This is a genomic window from Methylobacterium sp. UNC300MFChir4.1 (assembly GCF_900110155.1).
GTDB lineage: Bacteria > Pseudomonadota > Alphaproteobacteria > Rhizobiales > Beijerinckiaceae > Methylobacterium.
In genome coordinates this window covers 218,069-240,283 of record NZ_FOCS01000002.1, presented here as the reverse complement: position 1 = coordinate 240,283, position 22,215 = coordinate 218,069, and the positions used below count along the sequence as shown (strand labels likewise).

Here is a 22,215-nt window from a genome sequence, read left to right as displayed (position 1 = left end):
CCAGCGCCCGCGATCCCGCGCGATGAGTGTGGACCGGAGCCTCGCGCCCTCCGACGCGCTCGTCGGCCTGCGCGCCGCCGGCAAGGGCGCGCTGCTCGAGGAACTGGCGCGCCGCGCCGCCGGCGCCCTCGGCCTCGCCGCGGAGACGATCCTCCCCGCGCTGATCCGGCGCGAGAGCCTGGGCTCGACCGGGATCGGCGACGGCATCGCCCTGCCGCACGCGCGGCTCGAGGGCATCGCGCGCCCCTACGGGATCCTGGCCAGGCTCCGCGACCCGATCGATTTCGACGCGGTCGACGATCGGCCGGTGGACCTCGTCGTCCTGCTGCTGCTCCCGGCCGTCGCCGAGGGCGAGACGCTGAACGCGCTGGCCTGCGTGGCGCGGCGCCTGCGCGACCCCGGGGCCGCCGCGGCGATGCGCGCCGCGCGGGACGCGGCGGCGCTCTACGCGGCCGCGACGGGCCGGTAAGGGCGCCGCGCGGCCGTCAGTGCGCGCCGCCGGTCTCGACGAACTTGAACAGGAAGACCGCCGCGATCACCCAGACGATCGGCTTCACCTCCCGGGCGCGGCCCGCCAGCAGCTTCAGCGCCGCGTAGGTGATGAACCCGCAGGAGACGCCGGTGGCGATCGAGTAGGTGAAGGGCATCAGCAGGGCCGTGACGCAGGCCGGCACGACCTCGGTGATATCGTCCCAGTCGAGCTCGACCAGCTCGCGCAGCATCAGGCAGGCGACGTAGAACAGCGCCGGCGCCGTGGCGTAGGCGGGCACCGCGCCCGCGAGCGGCGCGAAGAACAGGCAGGCGAGGAACAGCACCGCCACGGTGGCGGCCGTGAGCCCGGTGCGGCCGCCCTCCTCGACGCCGGAGGCGCTCTCCAGGTACGCCGTCGTGCTCGACGTGCCGAGGAGCGAGCCCGCGAAGACCGAGACGGAATCGGCCATCAGCGCCCGGTCGAGGCGGCGCATCTTCCCGTCGGTCAGGAGCCCGGCCCGGCTCGCCACGCCCATCAGCGTGCCCGTGGCGTCGAACAGCTCCACCAGGAACAGGACCAGGATGACGTGGAGCAGGCCCGCCGAGAGGGCACCCGGGATGTCGAGGGCGAACAGGGTCGGGGCGATCGACGGCGGCAGGGAGACGATTCCCTGGAAGGTGTTGCCCGCGAAGACGAAGCTCAGCGCCGTGACGGTGAGGATGCTCGACAGCAGCGCCGCCCGCACCTTCCGGGCGGAGAGGACGGCCACCATCAGGAAGCCCAGCACCGCCAGGATCGCCTCGGGCTTGTGCAGGTCGCCGAGGGTGACGAAGGTCGCCGGGCTCGCCGCGACGAGGCCGGCGTTCTTGAGCGCGATGATCGCCAGGAACAGGCCGATCCCGACCGTGATGGCGATCCGCATGGAGCGCGGGATCCCCTCGACGATCAGCGCGCGCAGGCCTGTCAGCGTGACGATCAGGAAGCACACGCCCGAGATGAACACCGCGCCGAGGGCGGCCTGCCAGCTGAAGCCGAGCTGCTGGACCACCACGTAGGTGAAGTAGGCGTTGAGCCCCATGCCGGGCGCGAGGGCGATCGGGTAATTGGCCCAGAGCGCCATGATCAGCGAGCCGAGCGCCGCCACGAGGCAGGTCGCCACGAAAACCGCGCCCCGCGGCATGCCGGCATCCCCCAGGATGCTCGGGTTGATGAAGACGATGTAGGCCATCGTCAGGAAGGTGGTCAGCCCCGCCAGAACCTCCGTGCGCACGCTGGTGCCGTGCTCGGCGAGGCGGAAGGTGCGTTCCAGGAAGCCGGGCCTCTCCGCCGGCACCGCGTCCCGCGGGCGGTCCATCACGCGAGCCCGGCCCGGCCGGCCGCGACGGCCCGGTAGATCCTGTCGGGCGCGAAGGGGGTCGCGGTCAGGCGAGCCCCGGTCGCGTCCCGGATGGCGTTGCCGAGCGCCGCCGCCACCGGGTTGAACGGCGACTCGCTCATCGACTTGGCGCCGAGGGGGCCGACGCTGTCGTAGGTATCTGCGAACAGGACCTCGGTGTCTGGCACGTCGGCGCAGGCGGGGATGTGGTAGTCGCGGAACGTCTGGGTAACGAGGCTCCCGTCCGCGGCGACTTGGACGTCCTCGTAGAGCGCCGCGCCGAGCGCCTGCGCGATGCCGCCCTCGACCTGACCGCGGCACTGCATCGGGTTGATCACCCGCCCGGCATCGGCGGCGTGAATGCTTCTCAGGATCCGCACCGCGCCGCTCACCGGGTCGACCGCCACCCGGAAGGCGTGGACGTTGAACGCCACCGAGCGCGGGCTGCCGTCGGCCCGGCCGGTCGCGTCCAGGGGACCGATCGCCGCCAGCGTGACCGGTCCGGCCGGCGTCTCGACCTGCTCCCCGTCGAAGCGGCAGGATTCCGGGGTCGCGCCCGCGATCTCGGCGGCCCGCGCGCGGATCCGGAGCGCGAGCGCCTCGGCGGCGCGCAGCGTCGCCAGGCCCGCCACCACCGTGCCGGTGCTCCCGTAGGCGCCGGTGTCGTGCCCGACGATATCCGTGTCCGCGCCCGCGACGCGGACACGTTCCGGCGCGGCGCCGAGCGCCGAGGCCGCGATCTGCCGATGCACCGTGCTGGTGCCGTTGCCGAACTCGGCCGTCCCGACGCGCACGGTGAAGTGCCCGTCGGCGTCCAGGCTGACCCGCGCGTCGGCGTGGTGGCCGCGCGGCGGGATCGTGTCGATCATCGCCATCGCCATGCCGGTCCCGGCGCGCCAGCCGGGCTCGGGCTCGGGCCCCGGATCGGCCCGCAGCGCGTCCTCGACCAGGGTGAGGCACTGGTCGAGCCCGTAGCTGCCGAAGATCACGTCGTGCGGTTCCAGGCTGTTCGACACCATGGGGTCGCCCGGCTTGACGGCGTTGCGCCGCCGCAGGGTGAACGGGTCCAGGCCGAGTTCGCGGGCGACCTCGTCCAGGGCGGATTCCAGCGCGAAGATCGTCTGGCTCAGACCGTAGCCGCGGAAGGCCCCCGCCGGCACCGTGTGGGTGTAGACGGCGCGGCCGCTCACCTGCTTGTTCGGGCAGACATAGGCGGCCAGCACCTCGTGGCAGGCGTGGTGGATCACGCCGCCCGCGTGGTTCCCGTAGGCGCCGGTGTCGGACAGGACGTCGAGGCTCAGCGCCGTGAGGGTGCCGTCGCGGCGGGCGCCGACCTTCACGTCCACCCGCATCGGGTGGCGCGTCGTCGTCCCGACGAACTGCTCCGGGCGGGTCAGCTCCCAGCGCACTGGCCGCCCCGTGTGCAGGACCGCCAGGGCGACGAGATCCTCGGTCAGCATCTCCTGCTTGCCGCCGAAGCCGCCCCCGACCCGCGCGCAGACGACGCGCACCGCGTCCTTCTCGAGGCCGAACAGGTCCGCCAGCGCGTCCCGGGTCAGGAACGGCACCTGGGTGCTGGTGCGCAGCGTCAGGCGGCCGTCCTCGGCGCGCCAGCCGACGCAGCCGTGCGTCTCCATGGCGGCGTGCTGGACGCGCTGCGACCGGAACGTCCCGGCGTAGACGAAATGGGCCTCGGCGAGGCCCGCCGCCACGTCGCCGACCGCGCCGTGCACCTCGCCGGCGAGGTTGGGATGCTGTTCGAGGGGCGGCGCGTCCTCGCCCGGGCAATCACGGGGATCGTGGACGCGGGCTGCGTCGGAGTCGAGGGCGCGCTCCGGATCGAGGAGCGCCGGGCGCACCTCGTAGGTCACCCGCAGGGCGCGGCAGCCGGCCTCGGCGGCGGCTTCCGTCTCCGCCACCACGGCGGCGACGCGCTGCCCGACGAACCGCAGGATCGGGTCGAGCACCCGCGTGTCCGAGGCGTCGTCGCGCGGGTCCTCGTGGCGGGCGGTCGAGAAGCGGCGCGTCGGCGCGTCGGCGTGGGTCAGCACGGCCACGACGCCCGGGACGGCGCGGGCGGCCGTCGCGTCGATCGCGACGATCCGGGCATGGGCGTGCGGCGAGCGCAGCACCTTGAGGTGGAGCGTGTCGCCGAGCGGTGCGTCCATCGTGAAGCGGGCGCGGCCGGACACGACCAGCGGCGCGGCCGGTGCCGCGAGGTTGCGGCCCACAGGATCGCCGCAGCCGCCGCTCTCGATCGAGCGCGCGCCGCCCGCGATGGCCTCGCGTACGGCGCGGTAGCCGGTGCAGCGGCAGAGATTGCCCTTGAGGGCGGTGCCGAGATCCTGCTTCTGGCCCTGATCGAGGCTCGCCGCGGTCATGATCATGCCGGGCGTGCAGAAGCCGCACTGGAAGCCCTGGGCCGCCAGGAAGGCTTCCTGCATCGGGTGGAACGCCGCCGGCTCGGCCGCGTCGGCGCGGCAGGGACCGGCCAGCCCTTCGATCGTGGTCACGCTCCGTCCCTCGGCGCGGAAGGCCGGTACCAGGCAGCTGTGCACGGGCTCGCCGTCGAGATGGACCGTGCAGGCGCCGCAATCGCCGGCGTCGCAGCCCTTCTTCACGCCGAACCAGCCGGCCTCGCGCAAGTAGGTCCGGAGGCACTGCCCGGCTCTCGGCGCGCCCTCGTGCGCGGCACCGTTGATCGTGAGCTTCATGACGCGGCTCCCGGCGACGGCGCCGCGTCGAGCGACCCGCGGATCTCCTCGGCGAAGTGCCGGGTCATGTGGCGGCGCCAGTCGGGCCGCCCGTGGACATCGTCGTGGTAGAGCGCGTCCGGGATCGCCTCGTCCAGCGCCCGCATCAGCGCGGCCGGATCCGGCAGACCGTCGAAGGCGAGGCGGAGCGGTCGTTTGACGGAGGCCGTGACCGTGAGCGCGAAGGCGCCGTCCGCGCCGCGCGTCCCGATCAGCAGCGCGCCGGAGCGCCCGTTCGGGCTGAGGCTGATGCGGCGGAAGGCCGTGCGACGCGCGAGCGCCGCGACCGGCATCGACAGGCTCCGCAGGATCTCGCCCGGTGCCAGGGCGTTCCGCTGCGGCGCGAGGACGAAGTCGAGGATCGGGAGCTCCCGCTCGGCCCCGTCGGCGGACCAGATCGTGCAGGTCGCGTCGAGGGCCGTCGCGAGGGCGATCATCGGCCCGGCCGGGAGGGCGAGGCAGACGTTGCCGCCGACCGTGGCCACGTTCCAGATCTTGAAGGAGCCGAGCAGCGCGCGGCAGCACTGGCCGACCAGCGGCGCCGCGTTCCATCCCGGCGGCAGTTCCAGCCGGTCGAGCTGGGCGATGGTGCAGGTCGCCGCGAGGGTCAGGCCCTCCGCGTCGACCGCGTGCGGTGGCCATCCGAGCGCCGCGAGGTCGACGAGGCGCCGCATCCCGACCTGCGGCTCGGAGAACAGCCACGTCCCGCCTCCCAGGCAGGCATCGCCGTCCGCCCAGGCGGGAAGCTCGGTCCGACTCCGCGGCCGGACGACGGTCTCGATCGTGTTGAGGTCCATGCCCGCTCGCCGGTCCGAGGCCGGTTCGGCCCGGCCCGACACTATGCCGGTTCTAATCGGGCCCCGGTCAAGCCGCGCCGGCAACTTCGAACCTTGGCGCCCCCACGTGCGTCGGCCTAGGATGAATCAGATTTGCGTGAGATGGCCGGCGGCGGTCCGGATCGGAGATCCCCATGGCCCTGACGGCATCGCGGTACGGCAAGGAACGGGTTCGCGTGCTGCGCCTCGCCCGCGACGGCGACCACCACACGCCGCGCGAGCTGACGCTGTCGGTCATGTTGACCGGGCGCTTCGAGGCGGCCTGGACAGAGGGTGACAACCGCGCCTCCATCGCCACCGACAGCATCCGGAACATCGTCAACGTGACGGCGGCGCGGCATCTCGGGCTCGACGCCGAGGGGTTCGTCGCCGCGGTCGCGCGGGTGCTGCTCGAGACCTACCCGCAGGTCGAGACCGTCACGATCGACGCGGAGGAAGTTCGCTGGCTCCGCCACGCGATCGCCGACGCGCCGCACGGCCACACCTTCACGCGCGACGGGAACGGCGCCGGCTTCGTGGGGCTCACCGCCGACCGGACTGGGTCGACCCTGCGCTCCGGATTGCGCGGCTACACCTTCATGAAGACCACGCAATCGGGCTGGACGGGGTTCGTGGCGGACCAGTACCGGACCCTGCCCGACACGACCGACCGCATCGCCGCGACCAGCATGGACGCGACTTGGACCTGGGCCTCGGCGCCGCACGATTACGCCGGAACCAACGCTCGCATACTCGCGACGCTGTTGACCGTCTTCGGCACCACCTACAGCCGGGGGATCCAGGACAGCATGTACCGGATGGGCGAGGCCGCCCTGACCGCCGTCCCGGAACTGGCCGAGATCGGCTTCGTCATGCCCAACAAGCACTACCTGCCGATCGACCTGACACCGTTCGGCCTCGACAACCCGGGCGTTGTCTTCCTGCCGACCGACGAGCCCTACGGCCGGATCGAGGCGACCATCGGCCGGACAGGCTGATCACTCCGCGCCGCAACGCGCTCTCCAGATTCGTCGTGCGTCATCGCGCGCCGCGTCGATCGGTGCGCGGTGGATCAGCGGTGCAATCCTACAACCGCAGGCTGGCGAGCGGCGGGCGAACGCGGGCGCCGCACAACGCAAGATAGCCTGGCCCTTGATCTATGCTGTCCCATGGCTTTTCATTGCGTGGGACTGCGCAGTTCGCGGATCACCGCGGTTTTCTCGAGCAAAGCGAACCATTTTAACCGCCGCGCAACGGCATCACATTATCAAACCCCTCGCTAGATTCGGGCATCGACAGATTTATGGTGTCGCCCGGTTCGATAAAAATTCATCTCGATCAAGAAATTCTTGATCCGACCGGCTCGGTGCGCGCTTCGGCCGCACCTTCATCCCAGGATGCGGAGACATCGATGTTCGAGGGCGTTCTGGCTGGGAGGGATCACGCGGCCAAACTCGCGGCGTTGAGCCGGTCCCTCGCCACCATCGAGTTCGCGCTGGACGGCACGATCCTCGACGCCAATCCGAACTTCCTGGAAGCCATGGGCTACGCGCTCGAGGAGATCCGGGGCCGGCATCACAGCCTGTTCGTCCCGCCGGTCGAGCGGGAGAGCGAGGCCTATCGGGAATTCTGGGACGAGCTGCGGCGCGGCACCTTCGCCAGCGCCGAGTACAAGCGGCTCGCCAAAGGCGGGCGGGAGGTCTGGATCCAGGCCTCCTACAACCCGGTGCTCGACGCGCGCGGCGGACCGGTCAAGATCGTCAAGTTCGCCACCGACATCACCGCTCAGAAGCTCCGCGCTCTCGATCTGGAAGGGCAGATCAGCGCGCTGCACCGCTCGCAGGCGGTGATCGCCTTCGCGCTCGACGGCACGATCCTCACCGCCAACGCGAACTTCCTCGACGCGGTGGGCTATCGGCTCGACGAGATCGTGGGGCGGCATCACAGCCTGTTCGTCGGCGAGGCGGAGCGCGCCAGCGAGGCTTACCGGCTGTTCTGGGCCGCCCTGGCACGCGGGGAGTATCAATCCGGCGTGTTCAGCCGCACCGGCAAGGGCGGGCGGGAAGTCTGGATCCAGGCGACCTACAATCCGATCACGGACGCGGATGGGCGGCCCGTCCGGGTCGTCAAGTTCGCCACCGACATCACCGCCCAGGTCCACGAGCGGCAGCAGCGCGCCGCCGCGCAGAGCGCCATCGGCGCCGAGCTGGACGCCATCGGCGACGCCGTGGCGGATGTGACGCGCCAGGCCGACGCGGCGGTCACGCGGGTGGACCGCGTGTCCGGCGACATCCGCTCGGTGGCCACCGGCGCGGAGCAGCTGTCGGCTTCGGTGGATGAGATCAGCCAGCAGGTGAGCCACGCCGCCGAGATGGCTGGGCAGGCCGTGGAGCAGGCGCAGCGCACCGGCCGGATCGTGACCGGCCTCAGCGACCAGGCCGCGCAGATCGGCGCGGTGCTGAGCCTCATCTCCGGCATCGCCGCGCAGACTAACCTGCTCGCGCTCAACGCCACCATCGAGGCGGCCCGTGCCGGCGAGGCCGGTCGCGGCTTCGCGGTGGTGGCGTCGGAGGTGAAGACCCTGGCCGCGCAGACGGGGCGCGCGACGGAACAGATCCGTCAGCAGATCGCCTCGACGCAGGCGGCGACCCGGGAGGCCGTCGACGCCATCGACACGATCCAAAGCACGATCCGGACCCTGGACGCGGCCTCGTCGACCATCGCGGCGGCCGTGGAGGAGCAATCCGCGGTGATGCGCGAGATGTCGGGCACCATGCGGACCGCCGCACAGGACGTCTCCGCGATCTCCGGCGGGATGACCACGATCGCGCGGGCGAGCGGCCGTGCCGACCGCGCGACGCGGCAGGTCCGGGAGACCGCGCGGGCTTTCGGCTGAGGCGATCCGGGCGGTCGCCGCCGGGTCAGCCCGGATCGCCGCCTTCGTCCGCGCGCTCGTCCTCGACCAAGCGCCCGATCCGGGGGATCAGCGGGCAGGTGACCGTGCAGCGCAGGCCGTCGGGCTCGAAGGCGAGCGCGACGGTTGCCCGCAGCTCGTAGCTCAGCATCTCGGTGAGCACCTGCATGCCGAAGCCGCGCCGGCTCGGCTGCGCGACGCCTGACCCTCCCGATTCCTTCCAGACGAGCGTCAGGTCGCCGGGCGGGCTCGCCCCGGCGCCGGCGACGACCCAGGTGACGTCGACGCCGCCCTTCGAGAGACCGAAGGCGCCGTGCTCGATCGCGTTGCTGCAGAGTTCGTGGACCGCGAGGGCCATCAGCTGCGCGGCCTTCGGCCGGAGGCGCACGGTCGGCCCCGCCAGCGTCGCCTGTTCGCCTTCGCGGATCAGGTGGATCATCAGCTCGTCGGAGATGAGCGTGTGCAGGCTCACCTCGCCGAACGTGTCTGCCGCGACCCGCACGCGCGCGATGGCGTCCAGCCGACCTTCGAGATGCGTCGCGTAGCCGTCGACGGTCTCGGCGGTCTCGGCCGAGAGACGCAGGACCGCCCGCAGCATCGCCAGCGTGTCGCGCAAGCCGTGACGCAGACCGTCCGGTGTCCCGGACTCGTCCAGGAGGCGGCGAAGACGGGCGTTGTCCGCTTCGAGGTGCGCGACGCGCGCGGCCATTGCTTGAGGCTCTGCCATGTTCGCTCTCTCAGCGCCGAAAGCCAGGAGGTTCCGTTCAGCTCACATAACGTATCGCGGACCTGCGCCAGCATCACAGACCGGAGATTTTCGCTGAACCGGGCGGGAAGTGCCGGCTCGTGCCCGTCTGACCTGAACACGCCCCGCCGCGGAGCGATCATCGAGCTCCGAGATGCTGTCAGCCAATGCCGGCAATCATTCGTCCAGGTTTCAGGCTACGTTCTGACCAGAGGCCGATCTTCGACGAAGCACCTCCGAGCCGCACGCAAAGCTTCGGCCTTGATCACCCCGAGCGACAGTCCGGCCGCGTCGACGGTCGCGATCATCCCGAGCCGGCCGAATGCCGGATGGCGGTTTCGGCATGATCCGAGCGTCGTCGTCGGGCCCGGTTCGACCTGCACCATCCGCCGGCGATCCGGAAAACGCCAGCGGTAGGGCGGCGGACGCGCCCGCCCAGGGGGCCTCGCATACGCCCCACGCCGGGCCGGAGTCCGACCCTTGTTTCGGTTCGGCTAACCATCCCTGCCCCGGTCGCCTACCCGTGGCCGCACTTCGATGTGTGGGAGACGGATGCGTGGCGGGACAAAGCTTGCGGAAAGCGGACGGCTGAAGCGGCTCTGGCCCGGGCGCGCGGCTGCCCTTCCGCCGGCACCGCGTTCGCCGAAACTGGCCGACCTGCCTGAACCGCCGCCGCCGCGCGGTCTCACGGCCTCCGAGCTGATCGCCATGGCGCGCCAAGCCCGGGCCATGTCCGATCAGAGGGATCCGGCAAAAACCACGAGCGTTTCCTGAGGTCCGCTGCACGCTGTCGGGAGGTCGTCATGGGGCTGGTCGCCTTCATCGTCTTCGTCTGTCCCTGGATGGGCATCGCCGGCCTGCTGTGGATGCGGGCACAGCAGGCCAAGCCGCTCTGACCGAGGCTCCGTCGCCGCGTCGCCCGGCGATCGTCTCGGCTGCGATATGCCCTCCGAGCAGCCCGCCCGGAGGCACGCCATGGCCCGCGCGTCGGCCTGTATCGAGCCGGTCCTGAAGCTCACTGACGAGCACGGCCGCGCGACTCTCCGGCAGCGACGGAGTCGGACGCCTAGCAGCTTCCCCTACAATAATGCATCGACCTCTCGCTCGCCATTCCGATATTTGTCTTATATAGTTTGATTGTGTAAATTATAAGTCTGCCGATACAAGCCTATGATCCAGCTTAAACGATGGTCGAAGCGAAATTTCAAAAATTCTGACGCATTTGTTGGTCCATTGAAGCCAATTGATTTTTCCCGGTCCGTAAAATAGACGCACCATGGTGATCCTTCCTAGGGTCAGGATTGTGGTGCCATTCATTATTCGAACAACCCATCGCTGCACCCTGCGTTTCAGAACGATCGTGATCGTCTTCGCAGGGTCGATGATCTCGCTCACATTTGGAATTGTCTACGTCCTGCTATTGCAGGTCGGCGCGATCGACGCTGCCAGCCGCACTCTGGCTCAGGAGATCGGGGCTATCCGGGCTCTCGGCACCATGAAGCAGCGGACACAGGAGCTCGGTGCGTCGGAACTTCCCGCGCGCGCCGTATCGACTGAGGCCCGCCCTCGGGAGGACATCGACCGGACAATTGAGCCGCACGAGGCATTCCTCAAGGCCTGGACCACCTATGTGTCGACGATCAGGACGGCGGACGAGCGGGAGCGCGCTCGAGGTCTGTGGGACGCGTGGCAGCATTTCCTCGCCGTGGAGGCGGAAGCGGCCGCCCTCGACAGGGCTGGAGAACGCAATCTCGCCGACAGGGTGCGGGCGACGGCGCTTCAGGCCGACGCGGCAGCCGTCGCACGGGATGTCGACGCGCTGCTGACCGACCGCGACGCCTCGGTCGCCGAGCAACTCGGAGCTGTCGACGCCGCCGGCTCGACCTTGCGCCCGAGTCTCGTGGCCGGCCTGTCCGCTGCTGCACTGGCTGCCCTGGTCGCGGTGCAGGCCATCCTGCGCGGCGTCGGGCAGCCGATGACAGCGCTCGCCTGCGCCATGCAGCGACTGGCCGACCACGATCTCACCGTCGCGGTCCCGGCAGCAGCGGGCTGCACCGAACTCGGCGTCATGGCGGCCGCGACGAGAGCTGTTCAGGAAACGCTGCGGCAGGCCGTGTTGCGGGACGCGGAGGCCGATCGGTCGCGCGCTCAGAGCGAGCAGCGCCGCGCCGTGATCGAGCACGCGACCGAGCGGGTCGAGACCACGATCGGTGGCATGGTCGAGGCTGTGTCTTCGACCGCCGCGGCACTGCGCGTCACCGCCGACGACGTCGGCCAAGCGATCCGCGATGGGGCGGTTCGATCGACCACGTTGGGCGCCGCGCTCGCGCAGACGCGATCGAAGGTCCGGCAGATCACCGTCTCTGCCGAGACGTTCGGCGCGGCGGTCGAAGACGTCGGGGCGCAGGCTGAGGCCACCGCGGCCCTGGCCGGAAGCGCCGCGGCGGACGCGGCCCGGACGACCGCCCGCGTTCAGGCGCTGAGCAGCGCCGTCGACCGGATCGGCGACGAGGTCCGCCTCATCGCCAAGATCGCCGCACAGACGAACCTGCTGGCCCTCAACGCCACGATCGAGGCCGCCCGGGCCGGCGACGCGGGCCGCGGCTTCGCGGTGGTCGCCTCAGAAGTGAAGGCCCTGGCCGCGCAGACCAGGGAGGCCACCGAGATCATCGGCCAGCACGTCTCCGAGATCCGAGGCTCGACCGACGCGGCGGTGTCGGCGATCGCGGGCATCACGGCGCGGGTCGAGGACATGAGCCGCGCGGCGAACGCCATCGTCGAGTCCGTGGAGCGGCAGGGTGCGACCGCGCGGGAGATCGTGACGGCCATCGCGGAGGCGACCGACGGCACCGAGGGGTTCGACGCGGAGGGCGCGGGCGTCGCCGAGATTCCCGGGGCGGCCGAGCCCACGACGACGGCCGTGTTGACCGCGGCCGACGGCCTGACCCAGGACGCCGCCCGTCTCGGCGAGGCGCTCGCTGACCTCCTGGAGAGTCTCCGTGCGGCGTGAGGCGGGGCGCGCTGAGAGCGGGACGGAACAGGCCGCATGAACTGGATTGAGTGGGCACGCGGCCGCTCGATCGGCGGGTCGCTCTGGAGGGGATCCCTCGTCCTCGCTCTCGCGGCTTGGGCGCTGCCGGCCTCGGCCACCACCATCGCGTTCCTGACACCGGCAGGCGTCGCCCGGCGCCTGCACGATGGCCTCGACGAGCAGGCGCGCGCGCGGGGCGTCGCGACTCGCTTCGCCTACGCGCCCGACGGTGCGGGCGACGAGCAGATCGCGCAGGCGCGGCGGCTGATCGCCGAGAGAGCCGACGCCCTCGTGGTCGTGCCGGTCGACTCCGCGGCGCGCGAGGAGATCACCCGGCTGGCCCTGGAAGCCGACGTACCGCTCGTCCTCATCGGCCACGGCGCACGGACTGACTGGTTCGCCGGACGCGTCACCCAGGTCGTGCCGAGCGATCTCGTCGCCGGGCGGCTGCAGATGCGGAAGCTCGCCCAGATGTCGGGTGGGGCCGGGCGCGTCGCGATCCTCGCGGGCAGCGCCACCGATCCCGTCTCGGCGCTCCGCAGCAGGGGTGCCAGGGAGGTGCTGGCGGAGAGCCCGCGCCTCCGCCTGGTCGCGGAGGCCGCGACGGATGCGAGCCGCACGACGGCGCGGGCCACCGTCGCCGGGTGGCTCGCCCGAGGCATCGGCATCGACGCGATCGCCGCGACCAGCGACGAGATGGCGCTCGGCGCCGCCGAGGCGGTCGAAGCTGCCAGGATTCCGGCGGGCCGGATCCGCATCGGCGGGGTGGATGCCACCGCCGAGGGCATGCAGGCGATGCAGGACCTGCGCCTCGCCGTGACGATCTTCCAGGACGCGGGCGTCCAGGGCCGGCGCGCGGTCGACGACGCCCTGGCGCTGATCCGTCGCGAGCCGGTTCCGCCCAGCGACTGGGTCCCCTCCGAGCTGATCACGGACCGCATGTCGACCACGCACTTCTCGCGCTAGACCGCGCCGGCGGGCAAACACCAGTCGTCCCGGCGCCGGTTCGGCCCGTCAGTGCGCCATGAGGCAGCAGAGGGTACTCGCCTGCAGGATGTCGCAGGTGGCGCGGGCGATGGCCTTGATCTAGCGCAATCGCGCCGACGCCCTCAGATTCACGGCACCGGCCTTGAGCTGAATCAACGCGTCGCGATCCGGGCCACGGCAGAGCTGCCGCGTTCGTCCCCTGGAGACCGCGATGTCCGCCCTCGAACTGCCGAGTGCAGTCAATCTCGCGCGAGCCCAATTCGCGCTCACCGTCGTCTGGCACTTCCTGTTCCCGGCCTTCACCATCGGGCTCGCGAGCTACCTCGCCGTGCTCGAAGGCTTCTGGCTGCGCACCGGGAAGGCCGTCTATCTGGACACCTACCGCTACTGGCTCCGCATCTTCGCGGTTGCCTTCGCGATGGGCGTCGTGTCCGGCCTAGTCATGAGCTACCAGTTCGGCACGAACTGGTCGGTCTTCGCCGACCGGACGGCGCCGGTGCTCGGGCCGCTTCTCGGCTACGAGGTGCTCACGGCCTTCTTCCTGGAGGCGGGCTTCCTCGGCGTCATGCTGTTCGGCCTCGAGCGGGTCGGCAAGGGGCTCCACTTCCTGGCGACCTGCCTCGTCGCCGTCGGCACCCTGACTTCCGCGTTCTGGATCCTCTCGGCCAATTCCTGGATGCAGACACCCACCGGCCACGTCGTCGCGCCGGACGGCCGCTTCAACCCGGCCGACTGGTGGGCGATCGTCTTCAACCCGTCCTTCCCCTACCGCTTCGCCCACACGGTCACCGGCGCCTACCTCACCACCGCGATGATCGTCGGCGCCGTGGGCGCGTGGCACCTGCTGCGGGACCGGGCCAATCCCCGGGCCCGGCTGATGTTCTCGATGGCCATGTGGATGGCCGCCGCTGTGGCTCCGGCCCAGCTGGTGATCGGCGACCTGCACGGCGGCAATTCCTACGCGCACCAGCCCGCCAAGGTCGCCGCCATGGAGGGTCATTTCCGGACGGAGCGCCGGGCCCCCGCGATCCTGTTCGGGTGGCCGGACGCGGAGGCGGGCGCGGTGCGGGGCCGGATCGAGATTCCCGGCCTCGCCAGCCTCTACCTGACCCACGATCTCGACGGTGAGGTCCGCGGGCTCAACGACATGCCGCGCGACCTCTGGCCGACCAACCTCCCCCTGGTGTTCTGGTCGTTCCGGATCATGGTCGGCCTCGGCCTGCTGATGATCGCCCTCGGTCTCGCCGCGCTCTGGCTGCGCCACCGCGGACTGCTCTACGACACGCCCTGGCTGCACCGCTTCGCGGTCGGCATGGGGCCGTCCGGCCTGATCGCGGTCACGGCCGGCTGGACGGTGACCGAGGCGGGGCGTCAGCCCTTCACCGTCTACGGCGCGCTGCGCACCGTCGACAGCGTGTCACCGGTGGCGGCCCCGGCTGTCGCCGCCTCGCTGGCGGCCTTCGCGGCGGTCTACCTCGCGGTGTTCGGCGCGGGCATCTGGTACCTCCTGCACCTGTTCAATCAGGCGCCGCACGCCCACGAGCCCGGCCCGCCGCCCGGACAGCCGATCCGCACCGCCGGCATCACGCCCGCCCCCGCCCTCGTCGCCGGCGCTCCGACTGCCGGCCGCCCCCTCGCGCAGCCCGCGGAGTAGCCCGATGCCCCTCGATCTCACGCTCATCTGGGCGCTCCTCATCGCCACGGCGGTCTTCCTCTACGTGGTGATGGACGGCTTCGACCTCGGGGTCGGCATCCTGTTCCCGGCGGTGCGCGGCAAGGCGGACCGGGACGTCATGGTCAACACCGTGGCGCCGGTCTGGGACGGGAACGAGACCTGGCTCATCCTCGGCGGCGGCGGGCTGTTCGCGGTGTTCCCGCTGGCCTACGCCACGATCCTGCCGGCGCTCTACATGCCGCTGATCCTGATGCTCCTCGCGCTGGTCTTCCGCGGCGTCGCCTTCGAGATGCGATTCCGCGCGGCCTCGCCCGCGAGCCAGCGGACCTGGGACCGGTCCTTCTCGTGGGGCAGCTACGTGGCGACTTTCTGCCAGGGCATCTGCCTCGGGGCCCTGGTCCAGGGCATCCGGGTCGAGGGTCGCGCCTACGCGGGCGGCTGGTGGGACTGGCTGACGCCGTTCTCGGTGCTGACCGGGGCCGCCCTGGTCGCCGGCTACGGTCTGCTCGGCGCCTGCTGGCTGATCTGGAAGACGGAGGGCGAGCTCCAGCTCCGGGCCTACCGGCTCGCGCGCCGGCTCGGTCTCGTCACGCTGGTGGCCATCGTGGTCATCTCGGCGGCGATGCCGATCCTCAGCGACGCGTTCCGCGCGCGGTGGTTGTCCTGGCCGAATCTCGCCTTGGCCGCGCCGGTGCCGGCCCTGGTCGCGCTGCTGGCGTGGCGCTTCTTCGTCGCGCTCGATCGGCGGGCCGAAGTGACGCCGTTCCTCTGCGCCCTGGGCCTGTTCCTCATGTCGTATGTCGGGCTCGGCATCAGTCTGTGGCCGATGATCGTCCCGCCGGTGGTCACGATCTGGGACGCGGCGACCCACCCGAGCAGCCAGGCGTTCCTTCTGGCCGGCGCGGTGATCCTGGTCCCGATGATCCTGGCTTACACCGGCTACGTCTACTGGCTGTTCCGCGGCAAGGTCGCGGCGGGCGCGCCGGGCTATCACTGAGACCCGCGGCCCGTCGAATGGGGACGCAGGGATCGGCGCGCCGCGCCGGTCCCTGCCCTCGCGCGCTCGGCCTCAAGGGCCGGCACGGGCGCCCTTAACGAAACGCGCGACGTCGTCCGCGATCGAGTACCGGAGACTGAACGGGAAGCTCATCGCGTGGACGATCTGCCCGTGCCCGAGACCCGGGTAGGTCTTCATCGTCTCCCTGCCGTCGAAGCCGCGCAGCGCCCGGTCGAGCGACAGGGTTCCGGCGGGGTTTACGTCGAGATCGGCCGCGCCGGTGGCCAGCAGCATCGCCGGATGGGGATCCGCGGCGTGGTTGATCGGCTGCAGGGCCGGATCGCTGCCCGCGAACACCTGGCGATCCAGCGGATCGGTCAGCGCCGATGCCGCGTAGGGTCCGGCCAGCCCGACGATCCCGGCGAGCTTGGCGGGACTGGAGCCGGCCCGCTGGAGCCAGGTCGCGTCGAGGCCCAGCATCGCGGCGGCCCAGGCCCCCGAGGAATGCCCCACGACGGTGACGCGGGCGGGATCGCCGCCGTACTCGGTCGCGTGCGCGAGGGTCCAGGCGACGGCGGCGGCGTTGTCCGCGAGGATGTCCTGGAGGCTCGCCGCCGGCACGTGGCGGTACTCGGGGATGACCGCGATGACGCCCCGCCGCGCGAAGGCCGCGCCCACGTAGGCAACCTCGTCCTTCGATCCGGTCCGCCACCCGCCGCCGTACAGGAACACGGCGACCGGACGCGGCTTCCCGGCGGCTGGCCGGTAGATGTCGGCCCGGTGCGCGCTCCCGTCGGCATAGGGGACGCCCTTGTCCACGTGGACTTCGAGCGGCGCCAGCGCGTTCAGGACCGCGAGGGTCAGGCCGACGATCGTGTCACCCAGGTAGCTCAGCATGGATCAGGCCTCCGCGAGGGTCGGAGATCGGGCGCGTCACGGAACGCCTCCGTCGGCGGCGACCCTAGGTGAGCTCGACGACGCCGAGGCGGTCCGTGACTGGGACCGGCACCCGCCTGTCCGCGGGAAGCTCCACCACGCTCACGGCGCCGTCGTCGTCGAAGCGATGGAGGCGCACTCGCCGGGGCTGCCGTGACAGCCGGAGCTCGGCGGTCCGCGCCGGCAAGTCCGGCCGGGGTGCCCGGCTACGCCGGTCCCAGCCGTCGAGGCCGAGCCAGATCGGGACGAGCGTCGCCCCGTCCCGCCGCGCGAACCGCGCGCTGATGAGATCGGGAACGGGGCTGCCGAGCGTGACGTCGCGGTCGGCCGGAACGGCGGCGATCTCCCCGGCGGGGGCGCCGAACAGCCGGACGAGGTTGCGCACCGCCGCGAAGGCGGGTGTGGGGCGACCGTCGTGGGCGAGAAGGCCAAAGCGGCTCTCGGGATCGGCGTCGCCGCGGTCGAAGCTGGAGATCAGCTCGTACAGGTAGGTCCGCCGCACGCCCTGGAGGTAGCTCCAGAGCAGCATCCGCGGGAGGTAGCGGGCGCGCAGGCCCGGCGAGATCGGCAGGTGGGCGCTGCCGGTGGCGAGCGCCGTGTGGTAGCCGTTCTCGGTCGCGATCACGGGCGCGTCGCCGAAGACCGGGCGCGCGGCCGCGACGAAGCGCGCGAGGCTGCCGCCGCCGTCGGTTTCCGGGTGCTCGGCCCCGGGATAGGCGTGGATGTTGGCGAGGTCGACGACCGCCGCGAGGTTCTGCGCCGCCGCGACGTTACCCTGGATGTAGCTCGGTCCGGCCACGCGCACGGCCTCGGCCCGCGTGTCCGCCCGCACCGCGCGGAACAGGGCCGCCTGATGATCGGCCGAGAGCCGCGCGAGGCCCGGCCGCACCGCGACCGGCGGCTCGTTGCCACCCTCCGCCACGATGAGCCCGTCGCCGGCCCAGCCGGCGATCTCGGCGAAGCGCTCCGGCGGCACCCGCGGCCCCGGCGTGAGCCCGTCGTAGAAGATCAGGCTGAAACGGTAGCCCCGGTCGGCCAGATCGGCGATGCGCTCGAACTGCCCGGCCGGCTCGTCGCCGACGAGCACGATGTCGTCGCGCAGGTGCCGGATCCCGAGTTCGTCGAGCGCCTGGGCGCAGGCGGCGAAGCGGTCGACGTAGGGGGTGCCGCGATGGCCGAGATGCACGTTGACGCCGATCGAGTCGATCAGCGCCTCGCAGCGGTGCAGCGGCTCGGCCGCGGCGGCCCGACCGGCCGCGAGCGCGCCCGCCGCCAGTGCGAGGGCCGACCGGCGCGTGAGACGGGTCACGTCCGGCCCGCCAGGGTGAGACCGCTTCCCGGCGCGGCGGCCTTCGCCGCGACGGTGCGCGTCGCGTGGGCGCGGCGGACGGCGCGCAGGAGGTCCTGCAGCGCCTCCGCGACCCGGGCCTGGGCCTCGCGGGAACCGAAATTGTGGTCCACGCCCGGTACCACCGTCACGGGCGCTCCGACACGGCGGTCGGCCGGTCCGGGCGAGCGTCCCAGATGGCGGCGGACGGCCGCGAGGCCCGGATCGCCCGCGCTGTAGAGCAGGTGGATCTCCGCGCCCCGCCGACGGAGAGCCGCGACCCGCCGGGCGGGCGAGCCCCCGAGCGGACCGGGGCGGAGAGCCCGGCGCAGGCGGCGGATCCCGGCCTCGATGCCGCGCCGGGCGAGGACCGAGGCGATGGCGGCGATCCGGATCTCGCCGCGGATCAGCCGGCGCCAGGTCGCGCCCCGCTTGAGCAGGGCCGCGTAGGTGGACGCGCTCCCGAAGGTCTGCCGGATGACCTGGTCGAGGTCCTGATCCGGGTCCCAGTCGAAGCAGTAGAGGTTGAGCAGGAGCGCGCCGTCGATCCGGCGGTCCCGGCAGAGCGCGTGGAAGGCCGCGTAGGCGCCGCTGCACCCGCCCACCAGCAGGATCGGGCCGCCCGCGCCGGCGATCAGGTCGACCGCCGCCGTGACGTCGGCGAAGCCGTCCGCGGCGAAGAGGGGCTTGCGGCCGTCCGGCCGCTCGTCGCTGTCGCCGATGCCGCGCAGGTCGAACCGGACCGACGCGATCCCCTCCGCGGCGAGGCGCCGGGCGAGATCCGTGGTCTGGCGCCCCCATCCGGAATGCACGCTCATGCCCGTCGAGACGAACAGGATCGTCGGCGCCGCGCTTTCCACCCGGTCGGGCCGGCAGCGGATGCCGATCAGGCCGCGCCCGAAGCGGACCGGCGCCTCCGCCCAGCCCGGTCCGGTCAGCCCGTTCCGGCGCCCGTCGATGGCGACGCCGCCGGGTCGCGGCCCGGCGGCCGCCATCCCGTCGGTCGCGAAGCCGATGACGCGGGCGAAATCCGCGGTCGGGACATCCGAGAAGATCGGATCGGCGACGAGCGCCGCGAGGCCCGGGAACGCTCCCGTCGCCACGTCGCAGCCGAGAGCGCCGAGGTGCGCGGCCAGCGCCTTGGTCTCGGGCGCGAGGAGCAGCGCGTGGCGGGCCGGCGCCCGCGCGAGCCGCGCGAGGTTCAGGTCGGCGAGATCGGTGAGGAACGCCGCCTCCATCCGGAAGCCGCCCACGGTGAGGCTGTCCGGGTCCTGCGCCGGAGCGGACCCGTCCGGCAGGCGGCCGATCGTCTGCGCCCGCAGCCGCATCTCGCGCAGATACGCGCGCCCGGTCGTGACCGGCGCCAGCAGGACGAGGCGGTCGACGGGCTCCGCCTCGCCGGCCAGAGCCGCGAAGGTCGCGCCGAGCCGCAGGCCGACGACGACGATCTCCGCGACGCCGGTCGTCGCGCGCAGGTACGCGATGGCCCCACGCACCGCAGCGACGCAGCCAGCGACCCGCGCCTCGTCCAGATCGGCCGAGTCGCCCTCACCCGGATAGTCGAAGCGCAGCGTCGGGCAGCCCGCCGCGGCGAGGCCCTCGGCCAGGGAGCGCCAGGGCCGATGCGCGGCCATCTGCTCGAAGCCGTAGGCCCCGCAGAGGACGACGCCCCGCGTCCCGGCCGCCGGATGAAGCCACCCGAACAGCCCGTCGAAGGTCACCGGCACCGACACCGCGGCCTCGGACCCGACTTCACCCGTCATGACCGAATTCCACGATCTCGTCGCTGTTGATGGCCCGCACGCGCCCGCGCGGGAGCCGGGCGGCCTCCGCGAAGGTGATGATCCGGCTCGACCCCGGGGCGAGGTGGAAGCCGCTGTCGGTCGGCCGTGCCCCCGGGGCCAGCACCTGGACGCCGCGGGCGAAGCGCTCGGTGCTGATCCGCAGACCCAGCCCCGCCTCGGTCGCGACAGCTTCGGCCCGGAGGCCGACGGCCGACCGGTCGAGCGGCCCCGCGCTCAGGACATGGAAGCTCTCGGCGATCACGCGCCCGTCGGCGTCGGTCAGCCGCGCGTGCGCGAGATCGTGGATCCGGGGTCCGAATCGGTAGCTGTCGGCGGCGTCGAAGAAGCGCCCGAGAAGGGTCGCGGAGGTGAACGTGAGCGCCGCCCGCGGGCCGGCCACGAGATCGCGCTCGGCGCGCGCCGCGACGCGGCCCGCCACATCGCAGAAGATCAGGGACAGCGTCAGCGCCCGGGCCGTCGCCGTCTCGTTGAGGACGTGGACATGGAGGCCGTCGAGGCCCTCATCGGTGAGGAGGACTTGGACCGGGCGGAAGGCGCGCCTCAGCGCGTACCAGGCCGATTTCGGGCGCTGCGTCCAGTCGATCACGCCCCAGCCGGCTCCGGGCGCGAGGTCGCGCATCATCAGGACGAGGCCGCCGGCCGTCGGCGAGCGCGGCCGGCGCCACTCGGAGAAAGTCGCCTCCATGACCTCGGCCACCGCCGCGCGGCCGAGCTCGAGGTAGCGGTCCGGGTCCTCGGCGCGCAGGGTCGCCGGATCGACGCCGTAGAGCGCGCCGACGTAGTGGTCGCGCACCGTCTCGAAGTCCCAAACGGCGCCGCGGTCCTGCGGGATGCCGGCCTGCCAGAGCGGGTCGGCCGGTCCGGTCGGGCCCGGCGTGCCGGGTTCGGGCGGGTTGGCGAAGGCGAGGCACTCGCTGGCGAAGCCGACCTCGGCCCGGCTGGCATCTTCCAGGGGCCGTCGATAGGCGCCGACGCCGAAATAGTGCGTGCAACCCCCGCGCGGCGAGAACGGCAGGTCGCCGCCGGAGGGCGAGTTCGGCACGACGACGAGATCGGGCCCCCACGCTGCCACCCGCTCCGCCAGCGTCTCCGCGCAGTAGGCGTCGGCCCAGACGGCGCGCGGCGCCCCGAGCATCGCCGCCTGCTGCCAGACCTCGCTGCCGCCGCAGACCACGCAGAGCGACGGCGCGGTCTGCGTGCGGTCAAGGAATCCGCTCAGCTCGCGGTCGAGCGCGGCCGCGAAAGCTGGTTCGGCGTGCGGGTAGTCGAAGTTGGCGAGCATCAAGTCCTGCCAGACCAGGATGCCGAACTCGTCGCAGAGATCGTAGAAGTCCGAGGCCGGATAGAGCGTCGTCCCGGGCACGCGCAGCATGTTCATGCCGGCCTCGCGCGCCAACTCGAGCAAGGCGCGGGTGCCGTCCGTGCCCAGCCCGACGAGGTCCGGCGGCGTCCAGACGGCGCCCCGGCAGAAGAGCGGCACGCCGTTCACGGCCAGCGCGAGCCCCTCCGCGAACGGCCGCGTGAGCGACAGGGTCCGGAAGCCGACGCGGCCCAGGTCGATTTGCGCCCCGTCGACGCGGACTTCGACCGGGTGGAGGTTCGCTGCGCCGTGGGTATGCGGCCACCAGGGCGCGATGCCGGGCAGCGCCAGCGCGCCCGCGAACAGGCCCGGCTCGACCTCCGCGAGCGGGGCTTCGCCCCCGCCGCATCGGAGGAGGACGGTGCCGACCGGACCGTCGACCCGCAGGCGCACGGCCACCCGGCCGACGTCGCCGTCGAGGGTCGTACGCACATCCGCGGCGCTTGCGCGGGGGCGGACCGGCTCGACGGTTATCGGGCGGTAGGGCCCGACGAGGTCGATCTCGGGACACCAGCCCGGCATGAAGCCGATGACGCTGGTGCGCACGTGGCGCAGCGACCCGGGCGTGATCATCCGCGGCCGCCAGCGCCCGCGCTTGGCCGGGCGGTCGAGTTCCGCCCGGAGCGCGCGGAAGCAGAGCGCGAGCTCGGAAGCGCCACCGAGGTCCACGTCGACGACGTGCTCCTCGAACATCGCGCGGGCGCACAGGACCGGGACGCCGTCGAGCCAGACCTCGGCGAGGGTGGCGAGGCCCCCGAAGCGCAGCCGGGCCGGGCCGGAACCGGAGATGTGTGTCCGATACCAGACGTCGCGGTCGTGGATCGGCTCCGGCGCCGCCTCGCTCCAGCGTCCGGCGGCTCGAAGGGCGTCGGCGGCGGTGCCCGGAACCTCGGCAGCGATCCAGCCGGTGATCCCGTCCAGATCGCAGGGACCCGCGCAGGCGCCCGCCGGCGTCGCGGCGAGCCGCCAGGGCCCGAACCAAACCTCCGGCGCGCGGTCGTCGACGCTGCGGATGCGGGCCAC

Annotated in this window: 16 protein-coding genes; 7 read left to right on the top strand and 9 right to left on the bottom strand. The window is 72.3% G+C overall.

The window, feature by feature from the left end; translation table 11 throughout:
- The first annotated feature begins 22 nt into the window (after positions 1–22).
- Positions 23–469, top strand: coding sequence for a PTS sugar transporter subunit IIA (locus BMY19_RS04560; RefSeq protein WP_100250988.1), 447 nt, complete (start codon positions 23–25; stop codon positions 467–469).
- 16 nt (positions 470–485) lie between these two features.
- Here BMY19_RS04560 and BMY19_RS04555 read toward each other — a convergent pair whose 3' ends face one another.
- Genes BMY19_RS04555 through BMY19_RS04545 form a run of 3 tightly spaced genes read right to left on the bottom strand, consistent with a single transcriptional unit; the run spans position 486 to position 5,397 of the window.
- Positions 486–1,826, bottom strand: coding sequence for an NCS2 family permease (locus BMY19_RS04555; RefSeq protein ID WP_100250987.1), 1,341 nt, complete (start codon positions 1,824–1,826; stop codon positions 486–488).
- Positions 1,826–4,561 carry a molybdopterin-dependent oxidoreductase gene (locus BMY19_RS04550; RefSeq protein WP_100250986.1) on the bottom strand — a complete coding sequence of 912 codons (2,736 nt, stop codon included), beginning with the start codon at positions 4,559–4,561 and terminating at the stop codon, positions 1,826–1,828. Before BMY19_RS04550 ends, BMY19_RS04555 begins: the two co-directional genes overlap by 1 nt.
- Positions 4,558–5,397 carry an FAD binding domain-containing protein gene (locus BMY19_RS04545; RefSeq protein WP_100250985.1) on the bottom strand — a complete coding sequence of 280 codons (840 nt, stop codon included), beginning with the start codon at positions 5,395–5,397 and terminating at the stop codon, positions 4,558–4,560. The genes BMY19_RS04550 and BMY19_RS04545 overlap by 4 nt, the downstream gene beginning before the upstream one ends.
- A 173-nt stretch (positions 5,398–5,570) precedes the next feature.
- Here BMY19_RS04545 and pucL point away from each other — a divergent pair, with 173 nt between their 5' ends.
- Both pucL and BMY19_RS04535 read left to right on the top strand, forming a co-directional pair.
- Positions 5,571–6,413 carry a factor-independent urate hydroxylase gene (gene pucL, locus BMY19_RS04540; RefSeq protein WP_100250984.1) on the top strand — a complete coding sequence of 281 codons (843 nt, stop codon included), beginning with the start codon at positions 5,571–5,573 and terminating at the stop codon, positions 6,411–6,413.
- Between the two features lie 413 nt (positions 6,414–6,826).
- Entirely contained in the window at positions 6,827–8,311 is a 1,485-nt protein-coding gene (locus BMY19_RS04535) for a methyl-accepting chemotaxis protein (protein WP_100250983.1), read from the top strand.
- Positions 8,312–8,336: 25 nt separating this feature from the next.
- On the opposite strand, the gene BMY19_RS04530 is transcribed toward BMY19_RS04535, so the two are convergent.
- Both BMY19_RS04530 and BMY19_RS30425 read right to left on the bottom strand, forming a co-directional pair.
- Positions 8,337–9,038 (bottom strand): HWE histidine kinase domain-containing protein, encoded by a 702-nt coding sequence (locus BMY19_RS04530; RefSeq protein ID WP_244534830.1) that lies wholly within the window; start codon positions 9,036–9,038, stop codon positions 8,337–8,339.
- Positions 9,039–9,271: 233 nt separating this feature from the next.
- Entirely contained in the window at positions 9,272–9,460 is a 189-nt protein-coding gene (locus BMY19_RS30425) for a hypothetical protein (protein ID WP_139215618.1), read from the bottom strand.
- An 890-nt stretch (positions 9,461–10,350) separates the two neighbouring features.
- On the opposite strand from BMY19_RS30425, the gene BMY19_RS04525 reads away from it, so the two are divergent.
- The 4 genes from BMY19_RS04525 (at position 10,351) to cydB (ending at position 15,764) form a co-directional block, all read left to right on the top strand.
- On the top strand, positions 10,351–12,084 hold the full coding sequence (locus tag BMY19_RS04525) for a methyl-accepting chemotaxis protein (RefSeq protein WP_244534829.1): 1,734 nt from the start codon (positions 10,351–10,353) through the stop codon (positions 12,082–12,084).
- A gap of 36 nt (positions 12,085–12,120) precedes the next feature.
- A complete protein-coding gene (locus BMY19_RS04520; protein WP_100250981.1) occupies positions 12,121–13,071 on the top strand; it encodes a substrate-binding domain-containing protein in 951 nt (316 codons plus the stop codon).
- 232 nt (positions 13,072–13,303) lie between these two features.
- Positions 13,304–14,746 carry a cytochrome ubiquinol oxidase subunit I gene (locus BMY19_RS04515; protein WP_100250980.1) on the top strand — a complete coding sequence of 481 codons (1,443 nt, stop codon included), beginning with the start codon at positions 13,304–13,306 and terminating at the stop codon, positions 14,744–14,746.
- Between the two features lie 4 nt (positions 14,747–14,750).
- A complete protein-coding gene (gene cydB, locus BMY19_RS04510) occupies positions 14,751–15,764 on the top strand; it encodes a cytochrome d ubiquinol oxidase subunit II (RefSeq protein ID WP_091677838.1) in 1,014 nt (337 codons plus the stop codon).
- A 72-nt stretch (positions 15,765–15,836) separates the two neighbouring features.
- Here the strand turns inward: cydB and BMY19_RS04505 are convergent, their stop codons facing one another.
- The 4 genes from BMY19_RS04505 to BMY19_RS04490 form a co-directional block, all read right to left on the bottom strand.
- Entirely contained in the window at positions 15,837–16,661 is an 825-nt protein-coding gene (locus BMY19_RS04505; protein ID WP_100250979.1) for an alpha/beta hydrolase, read from the bottom strand.
- A 64-nt stretch (positions 16,662–16,725) separates the two neighbouring features.
- Positions 16,726–18,009 carry a hypothetical protein gene (locus BMY19_RS04500; RefSeq protein ID WP_100250978.1) on the bottom strand — a complete coding sequence of 428 codons (1,284 nt, stop codon included), beginning with the start codon at positions 18,007–18,009 and terminating at the stop codon, positions 16,726–16,728.
- A complete protein-coding gene (locus BMY19_RS04495) occupies positions 18,006–19,790 on the bottom strand; it encodes an alpha/beta fold hydrolase (RefSeq protein ID WP_100250977.1) in 1,785 nt (594 codons plus the stop codon). Before BMY19_RS04495 ends, BMY19_RS04500 begins: the two co-directional genes overlap by 4 nt.
- Complete coding sequence (locus tag BMY19_RS04490) at positions 19,780–22,215, bottom strand: glycosyl hydrolase 2 galactose-binding domain-containing protein (RefSeq protein ID WP_100250976.1); 2,436 nt, start codon at positions 22,213–22,215, stop codon at positions 19,780–19,782. Before BMY19_RS04490 ends, BMY19_RS04495 begins: the two co-directional genes overlap by 11 nt.